Origin of the sequence: Streptomyces violaceusniger Tu 4113, from assembly GCF_000147815.2 — a bacterium.
GTDB classification, from domain to species: domain Bacteria; phylum Actinomycetota; class Actinomycetes; order Streptomycetales; family Streptomycetaceae; genus Streptomyces; species Streptomyces violaceusniger_A.
This window is the reverse complement of sequence record NC_015957.1, coordinates 5,901,519-5,919,412: the sequence shown is the minus strand read 5'-3', so window position 1 is coordinate 5,919,412 and position 17,894 is coordinate 5,901,519. Positions and strand designations below refer to the sequence as shown.

Sequence of the window (17,894 nt, the reverse complement as noted above, 5' to 3'; positions counted from 1 at the left end):
GGTCGCGCCCCACCCTGGCGCCCGGTCGCGCCCACATTCACCTCTCCTCTTCGGCACCACCATGCCTTCCCCCGTTACCCCCCATTCCCCAACCACCCGCGCTTCTCAAGGAGTTGCCGATGACCCCGCCGCTCGGGGACATCGCCCACCTCGGGCATGTCGAACTGCTCACCCCCGACCCCGACCGCAGTCTGTGGTTCTTCACCACCATCCTCGGCCTGACCGAGAACGGCCGCTCCGGCGACTCGGTCCACCTGCGGACCTGGGACGACTACGAACACCACAGCCTGACCCTCACCGCCCACCCGACGCCGGGCATCCGCCGCACCGCCCTGCGCGCGGCCGGTGCGGAAGCCCTCCACCGCCGGGTGAAGGAGGCCGAGGCCGCCGGCTTCCCCGGGCGCTGGGTCGAGGACGAACCCGGTATCGGCCCGCTCTATGTCACCAGCGACCCCGACGGCCATGAACTCGCCCTGTACTGGGAGACCGAGTGGTACGAGGCGCCGCCCGAGCTCAAGCCGGGACTGAAGAACCAGCCCCAGGCCAAACCCGCCCACGGCGTGGGGGTGCGCCGCCTGGACCACGTCAACTTCCTGGCCTCCGACGTCGCGCCCAACGCCGCCTTCACCCGCGATGTGCTCGGTGCCCGCCCCACCGAGCAGATCGTCCTCGACAGCGGACGGCTCGCCGCCCAGTGGCTGACGTTCACCAACAAGTCCTACGACATCGTCTACACCGAGGACTGGTCGGGCTCGCGGGGCCGGTTGCACCACATCGCGTTCGCCACCGACACCCGTGAGGACATCCTGCGCGCGGCCGATCTGTGCCTGGACAACGGCGTTCACATCGAGACCGGCCCCCACAAGCACGCCATCCAGCAGACGTTCTTCCTCTACGTCTACGAGCCGGGCGGCAACCGCGTCGAACTGTGCAACCCGCTCACCCGCCTGATCCTGGCCCCCGACTGGCCTCTGATCACCTGGACCCAGGCCGAGCGCGCCAAGGGCCAGGCGTGGGGTCTGAAGACCATCGAGTCCTTCCACACCCACGGCACCCCGCCGGTCGACTGACCGGTCACCCCCGAACCCGCCCGCAGGACGCGCACAAAGGACCCCGCCCGCAGGACACGCCTCCACGACGAGAGGAATGCCATGTCCTCCTCACTCACCCCCGCCGCCCGTTCGCGCGGCATGGCACTCGCCGCCCTCGTGGTCGCGCTGTGCTGGACGGTCGTCCTCTTCGACGGCCTCGATCTGTTCGTCTACGGCGCCGTGCTGCCCGGCATGCTCGACGACCCCGACCTCGGGCTGAGCCCCGGCCGGGCCGGTGACCTCGGCAGCTACGCCACCTTCGGCATGCTCCTGGGTGCCCTGTCGGCGGGCACCGTCACCGACTGGATCGGACGCAAGAAGGTGATCATCGGCTGTACCACGGTGTTCTCCCTGGCTTCCGCCGTGTGTGCGATGGCCCCCACCCTCGGTGTCTTCGGCGTCGCCCGGTTCGTCGCCGGGCTGGGACTCGGCGGCCTGCTGCCCACCACCATCACCCTGGTCGCCGAATACGCCCCGCGCGGCCGCGGCAACCTCATGATCGGGCTGTTGATGACCGCCCATCAGGCGGGCGGCATCCTGGCGGCGTTGCTGGGCTTGTGGCTGGTGGAGCCGTTCGGCTGGCGCTCCGCCTTCTGGGTCGGGCTGGCCCCGCTGGTCATTGCCGTACCGCTGGTGGCGATGTTCCTCCCCGAATCCCTCGGCTTCCTCATCGCCTGCGGCCGCACCGACGAGGCCTGCCGGCTCGCCGACCGCTACCGAGTCGAGCTGCCCACCACCGAACCGGCCCCCACCACCGCACCGGCTCCCGCCACCGAACCGGCCCCCACCACCGCACCGGCTCCCGCCACCGCACCGGCTCCCGCGACCCCGCACGACCGCCGCCACGCCCTGACCGCGCTGTTCCGCGACGGCCAGTGGAGGAGGACCGTGCTGTTCTGGTGCGCCTCCTTCGGCGGGCTGCTCCTCGTCTACGGCGTCAGCACCTGGCTGCCGACCATGATGCGGGGCCAGGGGTATGAACTCGGTTCCGCCCTGTCCTTCCTCATCGTCATCAACCTCGGTGGCATCGTCGGCATGCTGGTGGCCGGACGCATCGCCGACCGCTTCGGCGCCGCCCGTGTCGCGGCCGTCTGGTTCGGCTGCACCGCCATCGGCATCTATCTGCTCGGCATCCATATGCCGCCGGCGCTCACCTACCTCGTGGTCTTCCTGACCGGTCTGTGGCTCTTCAGCGCCCAGACCATGGTCTACGCGACCGTCGCGGGACGCTCCACCGCCGAGAACCGCGCCACCGCCGTCGGCTGGACCTCCGGTATGGGCCGCTTCGGCGCCGTCTTCGGGCCCTGGCTCGGCGGCCGGCTCGTCGCTGACGAGGCGCAGGACTGGGGCTTCACCGTGTTCGCCGCCACCGCACTGTTCGCCACCGTCATGATCGGCCTCACCGGCCTGCGTACCGCGCGGCGCACCCCGCGGAGCGGCACCGCGCGGCCCGTGTCCACCACGGGCTGACCACGCCGCACAGCCGGGCCACAGGAACGTCCCATCTCTCTGAAAGGTTCGCCGTCTAGCCTCCGGGCATGCCCATGACGCGCTCCACGGATGAGGCACTGGCACGGGCCGCCGTGCTCGCCCTGATCGCCCAGGCGGAGCTGACGCCCAAACCGGGCCTCGCCGACACCCGCGATCTGCAGGCCCGCGCCACCGGTGCGGATCTGCTCGCACTGCGCTGGTCGGCCAAGGCGCTGGCGCCCGGGTTCGCGGCCATGGCCGCCGCCGCCCGCCGTCCCGGGGAGCCGTCCCGGGCGCTGCGCGAGGAGCTGGGTGCCATCGGCCGCTGCGCCGAGTGGACGATGGCACGGGCCGGTGGCGGCGCGGCCACCGGCCCCCTTCACCATGGCGCGCTGTGGGTGATGGGCCTGCTGGTGGCGGCCGCCGCGCTGCGGCCCGGCGCCGGGCCCGGTGAGGTGACCGCCACCGCCAAGCGGATCGCGGACCACCCCGACCGTGGCGCACCGCGCCGGCCCTCACCGGGCTCGCATGTCTCGGCCACCTACGGAGCGCCGGGGGTGCGCGGTGAGGGCCGGGCCGCCTTTCCCCATGTGCGCCGCGCCCTGGACGCCCTGTCCCGGGCGCGTGCGGCGGGGGCCACCGAGACCCAGGCGCGCCTGGACGCGCTGCTCACCGTGATGAGCACCCTCCAGGACACCGGCCCGCTGTACCGGGCGGGTCCGCCGGGCCTCCGACGGGTCAAGGAGGGGGCGCATGCCGTGCTCGAGGCGGGCGGCGCCGCAACGCCCGAGGGAGCCGCCGCCCTGGCGGCGCTGGACGCGGACCTGCGTGAGCTGGGCATCGCGCCGCGCGGAAGCGCCGCACTGCTCGCGGGGGCCCTGTTCCTGGACGGTCTCCCGGTGCACGGCCTCCCGGCACCGGCGGTCACGGCCTCGCCCGTGCGGTGACTCCGTCCGGACGGGTGTTTCGCGCGGTCAGCCGTTCGCCGGTGGCGTCAGTCCGTGGCGGTGGAGGAAGGCGTCCACGAGCCGGTCGGTGAAGTCCTGGCCGATAGGTTCGTCGGTCACCAGCACCCGGTAGTAGAGGGGGCCCATGAGCTGGTCGGTCTCGGCGGTCAGGTCCAGGCCGGGCGGCAACTCCCCGCGCTCCATGGCCCGTTCCAGCGGGAGGCGGTCGCGGCGGCGCTGGTCGTCGAGGTACCGGGACCGGAAGTCCCGGGCGAACGCCGGATCGTGCTGCGCCTGGGCGACCAGGGCCTTGAATACGGCGCCGGCGTCGGACGCGCTGAGGAACCCGGCCAGGTCGCACAGATAACTGCGCAGGTCCAGGGCGAGATCACCGCGGTCGCGCACGGGCAGGTCCTCGGCCACATCCTGGAGAAGGGCGTCCATGAGGATGTCGGTCTTGGCGCTCCACCAGCGGTAGATCGTCTGCTTGGCGACCCCGGCCCGGGTGGCGATGCCCTCCATGGTGACGCCCGCGAAACCCTTCTCGGCCAGCAGATCGTCCGCCGCGTTCAGCACCGCCAGCCGGGCCTGCTCGCTGCGCCCGTGGCGGTTGCCGTGGTGGCGTGGTGCCGGTCGGTCGGTGCCGCTCGTCCCGGCGGTCTGTGTCGCGCGTGCCATCTCGCCTCCCCGGTCAGGATAGTCGCCGCCCAGGTCCGCTCCGCCCGCCCGCATGGCTGGGCCCGCCGACCGGTGGGAGATCACCGGCAGGCGGGCCCGGGTGCCGAGAGGGGTGGTGGCTAATCCCACCGTTCCCCTTCGGCCTGTGAGGGAGTCGTCCTCTGTACGTCGGGGTGGCCGGTGTCCCGCTCGTCGTCGCGCTCGCCCTCGGCCTGCGAGGGGGTCGTCCACGGCACGTCCGGGTGGCCGGTTTCCCGTTTGTGTTCGGTGTGGGAGGGGGCTGGCTCGGTCATGTGATGCCTCCGCTCCTAGTGCGGACGATGTCGATTTTACGCCTGGATGTCCAGGTTGGCGCAGTGCGGCCGAGTCGGCGGGCGGCCATGCGCCGATGTCGGTCGTGATGTTGGCCGTGATGTCGGTATGTACATGAGTATGTCTAGACCAGTGTCATGTTCACTGCCATGATGACCCCGCACCCTCAGCACCATGAGCCCCCCGTTCCCCCCGCTGACGCGGCCGTGCCGCCGCGCGAGAGGTGATGTATGTCCAGACGCGTCTCCACCCGATTCCGGACCCTGCCCTGCTGGGCATCAGCCCTGCTGCTCGCCCTGGGCATGACCGCGCTGGCCCCCGAGGCGTCCGCCCGGACGGCCGTGCCGAGCACGATCCCGCTGAAGTTCACCAACAACTCCGGGCGCGGCGACCAGATCTACGTCTACACGATCGGCACCCTGCTCTCGACCGGGCAGCAGGGCTGGGCCGACGCCTCCGGGACCTTCCACCCCTGGCCCGCCGGCGGCAACCCGCCGACCCCGGCCCCCGACGCGTCGATCGCCGGTCCGGCGGGCGGCCAGGCCCTGACGATCCGCATCCCGAAGCTTTCCGGCCGGGTCTACTTCTCCTACGGCCAGAAGCTGGACTTCCGGCTCACCACCGGCGGCCTGGTGCAGCCCGCCGTGCAGAACCCCTCCGATCCCAACAGGAACATCCTGTTCAACTGGAGCGAGTTCACCCTCGACGACTCCGGCCTGTACATCAACAGCACCCAGGTCGACATGTTCTCCGCGCCGTACGTGGTGGGCGTGCAGGGCGGCGACGGCGGCGTGAAGAGCGCCGGCCATCTCAAGCCCGGCGGCTACAACGGCGTCTTCAACGCACTGCGCGCCCAGCCGGGCGGCTGGGCGGGCCTCATCCAGACCCGCCCGGACGGCACCCTCCTGCGGGCCCTCGCGCCAGGGCACGGCATCGAGGCGGGCGGCCTGCCCGCGAACACGATGGACAACTACATCAACCGGGTGTGGCAGAAGTACACCAGCTCCACCCTGACGGTCACGCCCTTCGCCGACCGGCCGAACACCAAGTACTTCGGTCGGGTCTCCGGCGACGTCATGAACTTCACCAACGGCGCCGGAGCCGTGGTCACCAGCTTCCAGAAGCCGGACTCCGACTCCGTCTTCGGCTGCTACAAGCGCCTGGACGCACCCAACGACGAGGTGCGCGGCCCGATTTCGCGGACCCTGTGCGCCGGCTACAACCGCACGACCCTGCTCACCAACTCCAACCAGCCCGACACCAGTGACGCCGGGTTCTACACCGACGCCGTGACCAATCACTACGCCCGTGCGATCCACGCCCAGATGGCCGACGGCAAGGCGTACGCCTTCGCCTTCGACGACGTCGGCCAGCACGAGTCGCTCGTCCACGACGGCAATCCGCAGCAGGCGTCCATCACCCTGGACCCCTTCAACTAGACCGGCAGGAGGCACGGCATGAGACGCACCAGACCGCTGCGCACCCGCCTGGCCGCCCTCGCCACCGGAGCACTCGCCCTGCTGGCCCCTCAGTTGCTCCCGGCCACGGCCGAGGCGGCGCCGTCCGCCACCATCTGCAACAAGTACTGCGACGCCCGTGACCCGGCGCTCGCCCCGCAGAGCCGCAACCCCGTCACCGCCACCCTCTTCTCCCGGTCCATCGCCCTGCACTTCGACGACGCCGACGCGATGGGCTGGGCCTCCATCGACAACGGCAGCCCCGGCGACGAGGTATGGCTGGACCGCTCGTTCGACGGCGGCCGGAGCTGGTCCTCGGGCAGCCGCCTCGGAAACACCGCCGTCCCGTCCGGGCAGCGGGGCTGGCGCACCCTCATGTACAACGTGGACGACTGGGGCGCCCATGGCGTCGGCGCGCTGCGGGCCTGCGGCAAGGCCGGTGACCGCCCCGACATCGCCTGTACGCCCTGGGCCCGTACGACCTGGAACGCGTGGGACCGCCGTACGGCCGCCGCCACCGCGCAGATGGCGTTCTACTCCTACGGGACCGGGCTGTTCTCCACCACCGGCTGGTGGAACTCGGCCAACGCCCTCACGGCCGTCATCGACAACATCCGCGTCACGGGCATGCACAGCTATGAATACGCCATCGCCCGCACCTATGACCTCAACCTCGGTGCGCAGGGCGGGCAGTTCCGCAACGACTACATCGACGACACCGGCTGGTGGGGCCTGGCCTGGGTGGCGGCCTACGACCTCACCGGGGACTCCCGCTATCTCGCCACCGCCCGCGCCGACGCCGACTACATGGCCTCCTACTGGGACTCCACCTGTGGCGGCGGCGTGTGGTGGAGCACCGCGAAGACCTACAAGAACGCCATCGCCAACTCCCTCTACCTCCAACTGAACGCCGCCCTGCACAACCGGATCCCCGGCGACACCGCCTATCTCCAGCGGGCGAAGGCGGAGTGGAGCTGGTTCCAGGGCACCGGCATGGTGAACGGCTCGAACCTGGTCAACGACGGCATCGACCTGGGCACCTGCAAGAACAACGGCCAAGCGGTCTGGTCCTACAACCAGGGCGTTCTGCTCGGGGGCCTCACCGAGCTGCACAAGGCCACGGGTGATGGTGCCGTGCTGGATGCGGCCCGCCGTATCGGCACCGCCGCCACCACGTCGTCCCAGCTCAACACGGCCGACGGCATCCTCAGGGACCCCTGCGAGACCGGCGACTGCGGCGCCGACGGCCCGTCGTTCAAGGGCGCCCATGTGCGGGGGCTGGCCAAGCTGGACGCGGCCCTGCCCGACCACCCCTTCACGGCGTATCTGAAACGGCAGGCGGACCGCGCCTACGCCGCCGACCGCAACGCCCTGGACCAGTACGGACTGCGCTGGTCAGGACCGCTGGACAAGACCGACGCGGCGCGACAGCACAGCGCACTCGACCTGCTGAACGCGGCCCCCTAGATGCGGGCAGCGCCCATCAGGGCCGCAGAACGAGCTTGCCGCGGCTGTGGCCGGTCTCGCTCTGCTCATGGGCCTCGGCGGCGTCCGCGAGCGGGAGGCTCCGCACGACGGGCACCCGCAGCCCGCCCTCCGCGGCGAGCCGGGCGTAGCCGGCGATGGCCTCCAGGGGGCGGTTGCCGCCGCCTCCGGAGAACGTGACACCGAGATCGGCGGCCGTGGGGTCGGCGATGGTGACGATGCGGTCGGTCGTGCCGCCCCGCAGCTCGATCGAGACGGGCAGGGCGCCCTGGCCGGCCGCGTCGTAGACGGCGTCGACACCACCCGGGGCCACCGCGCGCACCCGCTCGGCCAGACCCTCGCCGTACGCCACGGGGATCGCGCCGAGCGAGCGCAGATAGTCGTGGTTGGCGGGGGAGGCGGTGCCGATGACGGTGGCGCCCCGGGCCACCGCGAGCTGGACGCCGACCCCGCCGACCGCACCGGCGGCCCCGTGCAGCAGCAGCGTCTCGCCCTCCGCGAGCCGCAGCAGGTCGAGGACGCGTGCCGAGGTCTCGGTGGCCACCGGCAGCGCGGCGGCCGTCTCCCAGTCGAGCCCGGCGGGCTTGGGCGCGACATCGGTGGCCAGGGCGTACGGGGCGTAGGCGCCGGTGTCCGTCCAGCCCAGCACCTCGTCGCCCACCGACCAACCGGTGACCCCCTCGCCGACCTCGTCGACGATCCCGGCCGCCTCCGTACCGGGGATCGCGGGGAACGCGGCGGGACCCATCTGCGGCATCCAGCCACGGCGGATCTTGTAGTCGATCGGGTTCACGCCGGCGGCCATGACCTTCAGCCGCACCTGCCCGGGACCCGGATGGGGCTCCTCCGTCTCCTTCAGCCCCAGCACCTCGGGGCCGCCGTACTCCGCGTAGACGATCGCCTTCATCTCTCTCACTCCCGTCAGCCCCGTCAAGGGGGCGTTTGTAGCGACAACGCCATCCTCGGCCGGGACATGCCCCTCCCCGGCCGTTCCTTCGGCCAGTTCCGCCTGGCCGAAGGAACGGCCGGGGCCGCGAGGAGGGCCCATTACGCTGACGGACATGGACCTCACGGCCGCAGTCGATGTGATCCGGGCGCCCCTGGGCGAGATCCTGCCGCGCCTGTCGGATGCCCTCTCCGAGGCGATTCCGCACCGGGCGCTGGCCGAGCTCTCCGGCAACTGCCCGCATTCACCGTTCAAGACCCATGGACACCCGCCCGGCGACCCCGGATCGGCCATCACCACCGTCGAGATGGCCGCCCTCTCCCCGGCGGCGCGCGCCGAGGGAAGCTGGCAGGGCCGGGCGCGGATGGCGGGGGCCGAGGTGCCCGTTCTGGCCCTGTACAGCGACGCCACCGAACGGGGCGCGCTGCTCGTCCTCGTCATCACCGAGGAGACCCCCGTCCCGGCCGGGTCCGTGGCGGCCGCCCGAACCCTGTGGGACCTGGTGACCGCGCACCGCGACCGGATGGCGGTGGAGGCGGTCCCCGGGACGCTGGCCCAGTCGCGGGCCGCGGCCGCGGCCCGGGCCACGGCCATCGCCGAGCTCGTGGACGCCCACGGTGCCGCCCTGTCCGCCCTGCTCGGCGTGTTGCGCCGACGCGATCTGGACGACCCGACCGCCCGGGCCCGCGCGGTGGACCTCGCCGTCACCGCCCTGGCCGAACTGCGTGACCGGACCGACCGGGATCAGGCGCTGGTGGAGGAGTCGGCCGGCGATGCCTTCGCCCGGCTCGCCGAGTCACTCCGCCCGGTGCTGCGCGGCCTGGCCGTACGGCTCGACCTGGGCCCGCCCGGCACGGAGGAGGGCGCCGACCGGCTGCTCCCCGCCGATGTGGCCAATACGGCCCGCGCGGTGGTGCGGGCCGTGGTGCACGCCATGCTCGACGAGCAGGGACCGGGCCAGGACGGTGCGCCGCACCCGGTGCGCCGCGTCCACGTCGGCTGGAAGGTCGGCGACGGCGAGCTGCGTGCCACCGTACGGGACGACGGCCCCGGCGTCCTGAGGCGGACCGCGCTGGACGCCCGCCGGGTCGGGGAGCGGCTGTCCGCGCTGGGCGGGCGGCTGGACGTGGACGCGGTCCCGGAGTGGGGCACCCTGGTGACGGCCACCGTGCCGCTGGGCCCGCCGCAGCCGGCCCGCAAGGATCCGCTGTACGTCCTGGGGGCGCGCGAGCTGGAGGTGCTGGAGCGGCTGGCCCGCGGGCGGCGCAACCGGCAGATCGCCCAGGAGCTGCACATCAGCGAGTCGACCGTGAAGTTCCACGTGGCGAACATCCTGGAGAAGCTGGGGGTCACCTCGCGTGGCGAGGCCGCCGCGCTGGCCCACACGTGGGGTGCGACCGGCTCCTGAGCGGCCGGTGACAGGGCGGACACCGCAGGACACGTCGGCGGACAGCCCCGCGCTTGGGACGTATCGTTGCTGAGGGACGGCGAGCGGAGCGCTTCATGACCACACCGCGGGACCTGTTGATCGTCACCCTGGACGTGGCGCCCATGCGCCCTCTGGAGCGGGGCGATCTGTCGCTCGCGCTCGCGGGAGCCGAGCTGATCGACCTCCTCGACGCCGAGGCGCTCGGGATCGAGGACGACCGCATCGTGCCGGGCCTGTGCCCGCCGACCGGGGACCGCCTGCTGGACGAGGCCGCGTCGTCGTTCGTCGGCCGGCCGCCGTACGAGCCGGTGGGCGATTGGCTGTGGCGCAGAGGCCGCGGTCTGTCCCCGGCCTATCTGGACGCCCTGGAGTCCGCGGGACAGATCACCCGGCGACGCCACGGCTGGCTGCCGCTCCGCGCCGGTGAGGCGGTGCCGGTGGACTCGGCCGCCCGCCGCCACGCGATGGACCGCTGGGCCTCGGACGAGCCCGTCCTCGCCTCCCTCGCGGCGGCCATCGGCGTCCGTGAGCAGCCCGCCGGAGACGCCGCGGGTGCGGCCGGCGACGCGGCCGTGACCGTGCTCGCCGCCGTCAACGACGCCGTGATGGAGCTGGAAGCCGAACGGCAGCGGCGGGCCATCGAGGAAGCGGCCTTCGACAACGTCTGGCGTGGTGAATGACCGCGTGACGGGGTACGGGCGCCGGGAGGAGCGGCGGACGCCGCCGGGTGTGCCACGCCGCCGCCTATGATCCCGAACTCCGGCTCGGGCGGGCCCGCGCCGCCGTATCGTGTCGGGTGATCCACCCCGTCCCAGTGGGCACACCCCCCGAACGGAGCCGCACATGGACACGTTAACCGGAGCGTCCGGTCACAGAGCCCCCCACGGCGACGCCGAGCCCATCCCGGCGCCCTTCCCCCAGGCCCTCATCGACGCCTTCCGCGCACGGCCGGAGCTGCCAGCCTTCGAACACCGGTCGCGCGTCCTCTCCCGCGGCGAGGTTCTGGAGCTGATCGGCCGGTGCGCCGACGGGCTGCGGGCGGCCGGACTCGGCCCGGGGCGGTCGGTCGCGGTGGCCACCGATGTGACGCCCGAGGGGTTCGCGGTGCTCATGGCGGCCTACCTGCTGGGCTGCCGGGTGACCGGGCTGCGGCCCGGCATGACCCCGGCCCATCTCGTGTACGTCCTCTCCGATGGAATCGACGCCCTGGTGGCCGACGAGACCGGTGCGACCCCCGAGCTGCTGGACGCGGCGGGCGGGGTGACCGTGCTGCGGCTGGGGCCGGACCTCCTGGACGCCCACCCGAAGGCCACCGGGGAGCTGACCGCCCAGGGCCGTCCCGACGACATCGCCATGGTGACACTGACCAGCGGCAGCACCGGACGCCCCAAGGGCTGTACGCAGACCTACCGTTCGCTCGCCCTCAACTGGGGGTGGCAGCCCGCGCGTTGGACCGAGCGGACCGCGCGGCTCGCGGCGGGCTATGAGCGATACCTGCTTTTCGGCACCCTGACCAGCGCGGTGATCTTCGAGCATCTCGGGGTCTGCCTGCTGGGTGGCGGCACCGCCGTCATCCCCGATCCGCCGCTCGTCTTCCCTCAGGTCTTCGAGCGCCACCGGATCACCGCGTGTCTGATGACCGTGCCCCGGCTGCACCATGTGCTGGACGTCCTGCGCACCGACCGCGTCGACACCGGCAGCCTCCGGGTGCTGCTCGTGGCCGGGTCCCCGCTCGCCCCGCACCGGCTCGCGGAGGCGGCCCGGCGGCTGGGCCCGGTGGTCCACCAGGGGTACGGGCAGACGGAGACCGGCATGCTCACCCTGCTCACCCCGGACGACATGACCGAGTGGCCGGACCAGGTGTACGACTCGGTGGGCCGGGCGTGGTCCGGGGTGGAGATCGGTGTCCGCGACCCCGAGGGGCGGCCGGTGCCCGCCGGGACCACCGGCGAGATATGGGTGCGCACCGACTCCGCGATGGCGGGCTACTGGAAGGACGAGGAGCAGACCCGGGAGATCCTGCGGGCGGGGTGGGTGCGCACCCGCGATGTCGGACACCTGGACGACCACGGCTTTCTGCGGCTCACCGGGCGCGCGCGGGACGTGGTCATCGTGAACGCGATCGTGCACTACGCCGGGGCGATCGAACGGGCGCTGGCGGCCCATCCCGATGTCGACCAGGCATATGTGGTGGGCGCGCCCGACGAGCGCACCGGCGAGGCCGCGCACGCCTTCGTCGTCCCGGCGGGGGGCCGTGAACCGGACCTCGACGCCGTGCGCGCCCTCGTCGCGGCGGAGTTGGGGGAGGCGAGTGTCCCCGCCACCGTCACCGTCGTGGCCGAGGTGCCCGTGGCGCCGAGCGGAAAGCCGGACAAGCGGGCGCTGCTGTCGCGGGTCACCGGCCCGCCGGAGACGGCGTGACGGTACGGGGCCGCCCGTTCGGCGGGGGAGCACTGGTCCCCGCCGAGCCGGGTCGGGCCGTCCACCCCGTCTGACGCGCCACGACGTCCCGGCATGCACGTGGCATGCCGGGACGTCTCCCGTGCGGAGGCGGCGCTCAGCTCCCGGCCGGCACCGCCGCCGCGGCGCCGCTCGGTTCCCCGGCCGCCGGGGACTTGGCGTCCCGGCGGTCCAGCCAGCTGAGCACCGGCACCGCCATCACCGTGGTCACCAGGGCCACCAGGACCAGCGCCGCGAACAGCTCATCACCGACGATCCCGGCCGACAGCCCCATGTTGAGCGCGATGAGCTGCATCAGCCCGCGCGCGTTCATCAGGGCGCCGATCCTGACCGCCACCGCACTCGGCTCCCCGCACAGTTTGGCGGCCGCCCAGCAGCCGCCGAACTTTCCGGCCGACGCGACCACGACGCAGGCCGCGCCGAAGGCCATCACGGCCGGGTCGGCGAACACGTCGAAGCGCGTGTTGAGACCGGAGTAGGTGAAGAACATCGGCACGAAGATGACCTGGGTCGCTCCCTGGACGGTCCGCACCACCCGCTCCGACGCCTCGTGGCGGGGCATGGCAAGACCGACGGAGAACGCCCCGAAGACGGCGTAGAGCTGGATGATGTCGGTGAACCAGGCGCCGCAGAACAGCACCGCGACCGTGAACATCAGCCGGGTCTCGTCGCTCAGCCCCGGCCTGGTGACGATCCATGCCAGCAGACGCCGCCCCACCAGGAGCAGGACGGCTACGAAGACCAGCGAACCGCCCAGCGCCTTCACGATCGGCCCGGACTCCTCCGAGGCCACGCTCAGCACCCCGGCGAGCAGGAGCCAGGCGACCGCGTCATCGGTGGCCCCCGAGGCGAGGGACAGTGAGCCGAAGCGGGTCCCGGACAGCCCCCGCTCGGTGATGATGCGGGCCAGCATCGGGAAGGCGGTGATGGCGAGGGCGACCCCGACGAAGGCCGCGGTCACCCAGACCGAGACCCCGTCGATGAAGATGGGGACGTGGTCGTGGGACGCGAGGGTCAGCCCCACGCCCAGCAGCAGCGGGATCACCACCCCGGCGGAGGAGATCACCACCGCGGTTCCGGCCAGCCCCTTCCCGGCGTGGGCCCGGAACTCGTAGCCCGCGTGGAACATCAGGGCCACCAGGCCGATCTGCCCGGCCACGTACAGCACCGGCTTGAGCTCCGGCGGGAAGACCGCGTCCGACGCGCCCGGCGCCACCAGCCCGAAGAGCGACGGGCCGAGCACCACGCCGGCGATCATCTCCCCGACCACCGGCGGCTGGCCGAACCGGCCCGTCACCAGCACCACCAGACGGCAGGTCAGCAGGATCACCACGGCGGCGATGAAGAAGGCGGGGGCGAGCTCTGTGGGAGTCATCGTCTCACCCTCCTCGTCGACTGCCGGCGACGGCGGGTGCGGCGGAGTCGGCGGACGCCGTGGCGAAGTGGTTCCGGCAGAGCCCCTGGCGCCGGGCGTCCCACACCATGTAGCCACCGAGCACGAGCTGGGTGAGGCTGCGGGGGATCGCCCCCCACCGGTCGCCCAGCCGCATCCCCGCGAGCCGCGCCGCCCGCCTGGCCGGTCCCCAGGCCACCGGGGTCCGCCGGGTGGCATGCGGGATCAGCAGACAGGGGCCGCGGCTGGGCAGCGACCGGGTGTGCTCGGCCGTGGACGCCAGCCGGAAGCGCCGCAGGACCTCCTCGGCCGCGACCCGCATGGTCAGTACGGCGAAACCACGGGCCGGGCAGGGCCGGTTGGCGGTCACGCCGAACGGGATGAAGGCGGCGGGCCGGGTGTCCGCGGACAGCCAGCGGCCGGGGTCGAACCGGTGAGGGGAGGTGGCTCCCGACCGCTGATACTCGGGGTAGTTGAACAGCAGGACCGAGCCCGTCGGTATCGGGGGTCTCCCGGCCCGGGGGATCTCCCCGGTGGTGATGCGGTGGGCGACGCCGAACAGCGGGAAGTGCTGGAGCGTCTCGTTGATGACATGGTCCAGGTAGTCGGCGTCCTTCTCGCCGGACAGCAGCCGCTCCTGGACCGGCTGGTGCGTGGCCAGGGCCAGCAGCAGATGGGCCATCGCCTCCGACGTCTGTACCACGGCGGTGTTGAAGAAGGTGCCCTGCAGGTAGTACGCCCGCTCCCGCTCGGTGAGCAGCGACGGCAGCGGCACCGGCGGGGGAGCGCTCGCCAGCCGCTTGCGCAGATACGCGGTGAGCCGCTCCCGCCGGTCCATATGGCGCAGGCTGGTGCACTTCAGGGCGCTGACCACGTCCTCGGCGTTGCCGACGATGAGGTCCCGGACGTGGCGTGGGCACGGTTCGCGGAAGACCACCTCGTAGTAGACCTCGGCCCACACCGGCATCATCAGATCGCGCAGTCTCACCCGGTGCTCCCGGGCGCCGTACCCGCCGGTCCCTTCGTCGAGTTCATCCAGCACCCGCCGGGTGCAGCGGCCGACCAGTTCGGTCCACCGCTCCCGGGAGAGCCCGGCGAGGATCTGCCGGGTCGTCCTGGCCACGTCGTCGTACCGGGGGCCGGGTTCCAGATGCTCCTGGTGGACCTCGGGACCGGGGGCGAGCCAGTACCAGAAGAGATCGGACAGGGCGGCGCCGCGGCTGCGGCCGTTCGCGGCCGGATGCCCGTAGACCCGCTTGAACTCCTCGACGGGCACCTCACGGCCGGGCGCCGCAATGCCCTCCTCGCCATTGACCCGGGCGAAGAGGCGCACCCGCAGGGCGATCACCAGCCGGGGCAGCCAGTACGGCAGGCTGGCCGTCAGCGCCACGGCCGCCGCGCCGGCGACCGGCCGTCCGACGCGGCTCATGAGACCACTCCACCGGGCCGGCCGGCGTCCGCGCCGACGCCTGGGAGCGGCGGCGGTCCCCAGGCCGGGGCGCGCACCAGGTCGGGGGTAAGGTCCTGGACACCGGAGGCGCCGCACAGCGCCAGGGCGTGGTCGAACTCCTCGCGCAGCAGCTCCAGCAGCCGCCGCACGCCCTTCTCCCCGCCCTCGGCCAGGGCCCACATCACGGGCCGGCCGATGCCCACGGCGGACGCGCCGAGCGCCAGCGCCTTGACCACATCGGTGCCCCGCCGCACACCGCCGTCCAGCACGATCGGGATCCGTCCGGCGACCGCCGCGTGGATATCGGGAAGGAGCTCGATCGTGGCGGGCACGGTGTCCAGCTGACGGCCCCCGTGGTTGGACAGCAGCAGCCCGTCGACACCGTGGCGCACCGCCAGCCGGGCGTCCTCGGGGTGCAGGGCGCCCTTGAGCAGGATCGGCAGCGAGGTGATGCCGCGCAGCCAGTCGATATGATCCCAGGAAATCTCCGGTGACATGGCGATCGGGCGCACCCGGCCGCCCTCGCGCGGATCGACCATGTGCTCGCAGCGCAGCCCGTCCGGCAGGTCGAGGAAGCCGTTGCGCAGGTCGCGCTCGTGTGCGCCGCGCACCGGGGAATCCACGGTGACCACCAGCGCGGTGCACCCGGCGTCGGTGGCCCGCCGCACCAGGGCCCGGGTGAACTCCAGGTCGGGCTGGAGGTAGAGCTGGAACCACAGGGGCGCCGGATCGCCGTCCTCTCCGGCGCCACGGGTGGCGTCCGCGATGTCGTCCACGGCCACCGTGGACGCCATGCTCACGATCATGATCGCGCCGGCGGCCGCGGCGGCGCGTGCGGTGGCCAACTCCCCGTCCTCGTGCAGGAGTTTGTGGAAGGCGGTCGGTGAGAGCAGGATCGGTGTCCGCGCATGGCTGCCCAGCACGGTGATGTCCCACGCCCGCTCGGTGTTGCCGCGCAGCACCCTGGGCAGCAGCCGCAGCCGCCGGAACGCCTCTTCATTGGCCCGTACGGTGATCTCGTCCCCCGCGCCACCGGCGATGAAGTCGGCGTGCACGGGATCGAGTCTCGTCCGGGCGGCGGTTTCGAAGTCCTGGACGGTCATCAGCATGACGCGGTGTCACCGCCCCGCGCCGGTGGGTTGCGGATCCAGCTCACGGGCGAAGAACTCGACCAGCGGGGCGTGGTGGACCTTCGGGTGGTTCCACTCGTTCTCCAGGTTCTCGGCCATGTGGTGGGTGCCGAGGAGTTCACCGCTCCGGAAGTGGCGGAGCACTGGATGCAGATAGGAGGCGTCGAGGGCGTCCCCGACCGAGTTCTGCGCCGCCCGGCGCACCGTGATGTCGAAAGGGTCGACCTGGTCGTGGTCGGGGCCGTACTCCAGAGTGATGAGGAAGTAGTCGGCGCCCGCCGTCAGAGGGCCTTCGTGGGCGTAGGCGACCGGCACCTCCTCGTGGTATTGGGTCTGGCCGCCGTCTACCGTGACCAGCAGGTCGCCGATCACGCCGAACTGCTGCCACAGCGCGGAACTCCGGTTGACCCGCGCCACCACGGCGTCCGCCAGCTCGGACGGATCCGTGGGCAGCGGCTCGTGCGGCCAGGGCCGGTCATGGTGGCGTTCGTCCAGGATGCGGCTCAACGCGCGTACGGCATAACGGAATCCATGGATGAAGCCGCTGGTGGACTTCTTGAAGTCGCGCTGCTGGGTGAGGGTGCCGGCGAAGTACAGGCCGGGTATGTTGACCGACTCGTACGCCGGTGTGAGGGCCGCGAAGCGGTCGTTGATGACCAGCTCGGGGCGGCACTCGGGGTCGAACGGCGAGGCGTCGAAGCGGAAGCCGGTGCACACGATGACCCGGTCGTAGGTCAGTTCCTTCACGACCTCGTTTGCCCGGGAGAAGCCGAACCGCACACGGTACCGGCCGCCGTCCCCCGGCTCCTTCTCGACCGACAGCACATTGCCGTCCAGCAGGGCGTTCTGCGATTTGAGCTGGTAGGTGTCGAGGAAGTTGTTGTTGACGGCGCGCAGATGGCCCACGTAGTGGGTCTTCCACGCCAGCCGCAGGGAGTGCGGGCCGGCCACATGGATGACGGCGGCCGTCTCGATGAGGTTGTCGGCCGTCTCCAGCGCGGAGTTGCCCTTGCCGAGGATCAGGACCCGCTGGTCGATGAAGTCGTCGGGATCCACCGAGACCATGGAGTAGTTCTCGGCGGTCTCGATACCGGGCACATCGGGGATGTAGGGAAGGCTCACTCCAGTGGCCATCACCAGCCGGCGGCCGTGGTGGTCGCCGCCGTGCTGGTCGGTGACGGTGAAGCCGTCGTCGTCACGGCGGATCCGTACCGCCCGGGTGTCATAGGCGATGTCGAGGTCGAACGTCTCGGCGAAGTCGGCCAGATAGCGCACGAAATCGTCGGCCTGAGGGAAGTAGCGCTTGCTGTAACGCGTGAAGAGCAGCTCGGGATCCGGGGACAGCAGGGAGTTCCAGTCCATCCGGAGGTTGAACTCGGCGTCGTCGATGCCGGTGTGCACCTTGTTGCTCGAGATGAGCTGGCGGTGGCGGGGGAACGTGTGAAAGAAGGTGCCCGGTCTGCTTCCGGCTTCCAGGATCCGGTAGCGATGACCCGCCGCCCCCAACAGGTGCCCGAGCTGAAGCCCGGCGGGCCCGGCGCCGATCACAAGGTAGTCAAGAGCGTCGGAAAAGTGGAGAGATTGGCTGTGCACAGTGCCTTCCTTCCAGGAACGCGATGCCGTGGGGAAGCCGTGACAATTTTCCT

15 protein-coding genes are annotated in these 17,894 nt (G+C 72.0%); 8 read left to right on the top strand and 7 right to left on the bottom strand.

Going from position 1 to position 17,894, the window contains the following annotated elements:
- Nucleotides 1–119: 119 nt before the first annotated feature.
- From STRVI_RS24425 to STRVI_RS24415, 3 genes are all read left to right on the top strand, one after another.
- Nucleotides 120–1,070 carry a catechol 2,3-dioxygenase gene (locus STRVI_RS24425; RefSeq protein WP_014058304.1) on the top strand — a complete coding sequence of 317 codons (951 nt, stop codon included), beginning with the start codon at nt 120–122 and terminating at the stop codon, nt 1,068–1,070.
- Nucleotides 1,071–1,151: 81 nt separating this feature from the next.
- Entirely contained in the window at nt 1,152–2,561 is a 1,410-nt protein-coding gene (locus tag STRVI_RS24420) for an MFS transporter (protein ID WP_014058303.1), read from the top strand.
- 74 nt (nt 2,562–2,635) lie between these two features.
- Nucleotides 2,636–3,508 (top strand): triphosphoribosyl-dephospho-CoA synthase, encoded by an 873-nt coding sequence (locus STRVI_RS24415; protein ID WP_014058302.1) that lies wholly within the window; start codon nt 2,636–2,638, stop codon nt 3,506–3,508.
- Nucleotides 3,509–3,535: 27 nt separating this feature from the next.
- Here the strand turns inward: STRVI_RS24415 and STRVI_RS24410 are convergent, their stop codons facing one another.
- Nucleotides 3,536–4,186: a TetR/AcrR family transcriptional regulator gene (locus tag STRVI_RS24410; RefSeq protein WP_014058301.1), complete on the bottom strand. Its 651-nt coding sequence runs from the start codon at nt 4,184–4,186 to the stop codon at nt 3,536–3,538.
- Between the two features lie 119 nt (nt 4,187–4,305).
- A complete protein-coding gene (locus STRVI_RS52850; RefSeq protein WP_014058300.1) occupies nt 4,306–4,479 on the bottom strand; it encodes a hypothetical protein in 174 nt (57 codons plus the stop codon).
- A gap of 249 nt (nt 4,480–4,728) precedes the next feature.
- Between STRVI_RS52850 and STRVI_RS24405 the strand changes: the two genes are divergently transcribed.
- Both STRVI_RS24405 and STRVI_RS24400 read left to right on the top strand, forming a co-directional pair.
- The gene (locus STRVI_RS24405) at nt 4,729–5,937 is read left to right on the top strand and encodes a glycoside hydrolase family 64 protein (protein WP_014058299.1); all 1,209 of its coding nucleotides are present in this window, start codon (nt 4,729–4,731) and stop codon (nt 5,935–5,937) included.
- Between the two features lie 18 nt (nt 5,938–5,955).
- Nucleotides 5,956–7,422: a glycoside hydrolase family 76 protein gene (locus STRVI_RS24400; protein WP_014058298.1), complete on the top strand. Its 1,467-nt coding sequence runs from the start codon at nt 5,956–5,958 to the stop codon at nt 7,420–7,422.
- A gap of 16 nt (nt 7,423–7,438) precedes the next feature.
- On the opposite strand, the gene STRVI_RS24395 is transcribed toward STRVI_RS24400, so the two are convergent.
- Nucleotides 7,439–8,347, bottom strand: a complete 909-nt coding sequence (locus tag STRVI_RS24395; RefSeq protein WP_014058297.1) for an NADP-dependent oxidoreductase — start codon at nt 8,345–8,347, stop codon at nt 7,439–7,441.
- Nucleotides 8,348–8,501: 154 nt separating this feature from the next.
- Between STRVI_RS24395 and STRVI_RS55625 the strand changes: the two genes are divergently transcribed.
- The 3 genes from STRVI_RS55625 to STRVI_RS24380 all read left to right on the top strand — a co-directional run bounded on the left by STRVI_RS55625 (nt 8,502) and on the right by STRVI_RS24380 (nt 12,236).
- On the top strand, nt 8,502–9,794 hold the full coding sequence (locus STRVI_RS55625; protein ID WP_014058296.1) for a helix-turn-helix transcriptional regulator: 1,293 nt from the start codon (nt 8,502–8,504) through the stop codon (nt 9,792–9,794).
- A 95-nt stretch (nt 9,795–9,889) separates the two neighbouring features.
- On the top strand, nt 9,890–10,495 hold the full coding sequence (locus STRVI_RS24385) for a GOLPH3/VPS74 family protein (RefSeq protein ID WP_014058295.1): 606 nt from the start codon (nt 9,890–9,892) through the stop codon (nt 10,493–10,495).
- A 163-nt stretch (nt 10,496–10,658) separates the two neighbouring features.
- Nucleotides 10,659–12,236: a class I adenylate-forming enzyme family protein gene (locus STRVI_RS24380; RefSeq protein ID WP_014058294.1), complete on the top strand. Its 1,578-nt coding sequence runs from the start codon at nt 10,659–10,661 to the stop codon at nt 12,234–12,236.
- Nucleotides 12,237–12,372: 136 nt separating this feature from the next.
- Here the strand turns inward: STRVI_RS24380 and STRVI_RS24375 are convergent, their stop codons facing one another.
- The 4 genes from STRVI_RS24375 to STRVI_RS24360 are packed head-to-tail and all read right to left on the bottom strand — an operon-like array spanning nt 12,373 to nt 17,841.
- Complete coding sequence (locus tag STRVI_RS24375) at nt 12,373–13,650, bottom strand: cation:proton antiporter (RefSeq protein WP_014058293.1); 1,278 nt, start codon at nt 13,648–13,650, stop codon at nt 12,373–12,375.
- 4 nt (nt 13,651–13,654) lie between these two features.
- Nucleotides 13,655–15,097 (bottom strand): cytochrome P450, encoded by a 1,443-nt coding sequence (locus tag STRVI_RS24370; protein ID WP_014058292.1) that lies wholly within the window; start codon nt 15,095–15,097, stop codon nt 13,655–13,657.
- The gene (locus STRVI_RS24365; protein ID WP_014058291.1) at nt 15,094–16,227 is read right to left on the bottom strand and encodes an alpha-hydroxy acid oxidase; all 1,134 of its coding nucleotides are present in this window, start codon (nt 16,225–16,227) and stop codon (nt 15,094–15,096) included. Before STRVI_RS24365 ends, STRVI_RS24370 begins: the two co-directional genes overlap by 4 nt.
- A 9-nt stretch (nt 16,228–16,236) precedes the next feature.
- Complete coding sequence (locus STRVI_RS24360; RefSeq protein WP_014058290.1) at nt 16,237–17,841, bottom strand: NAD(P)-binding domain-containing protein; 1,605 nt, start codon at nt 17,839–17,841, stop codon at nt 16,237–16,239.
- Nucleotides 17,842–17,894 lie beyond the last annotated feature (53 nt).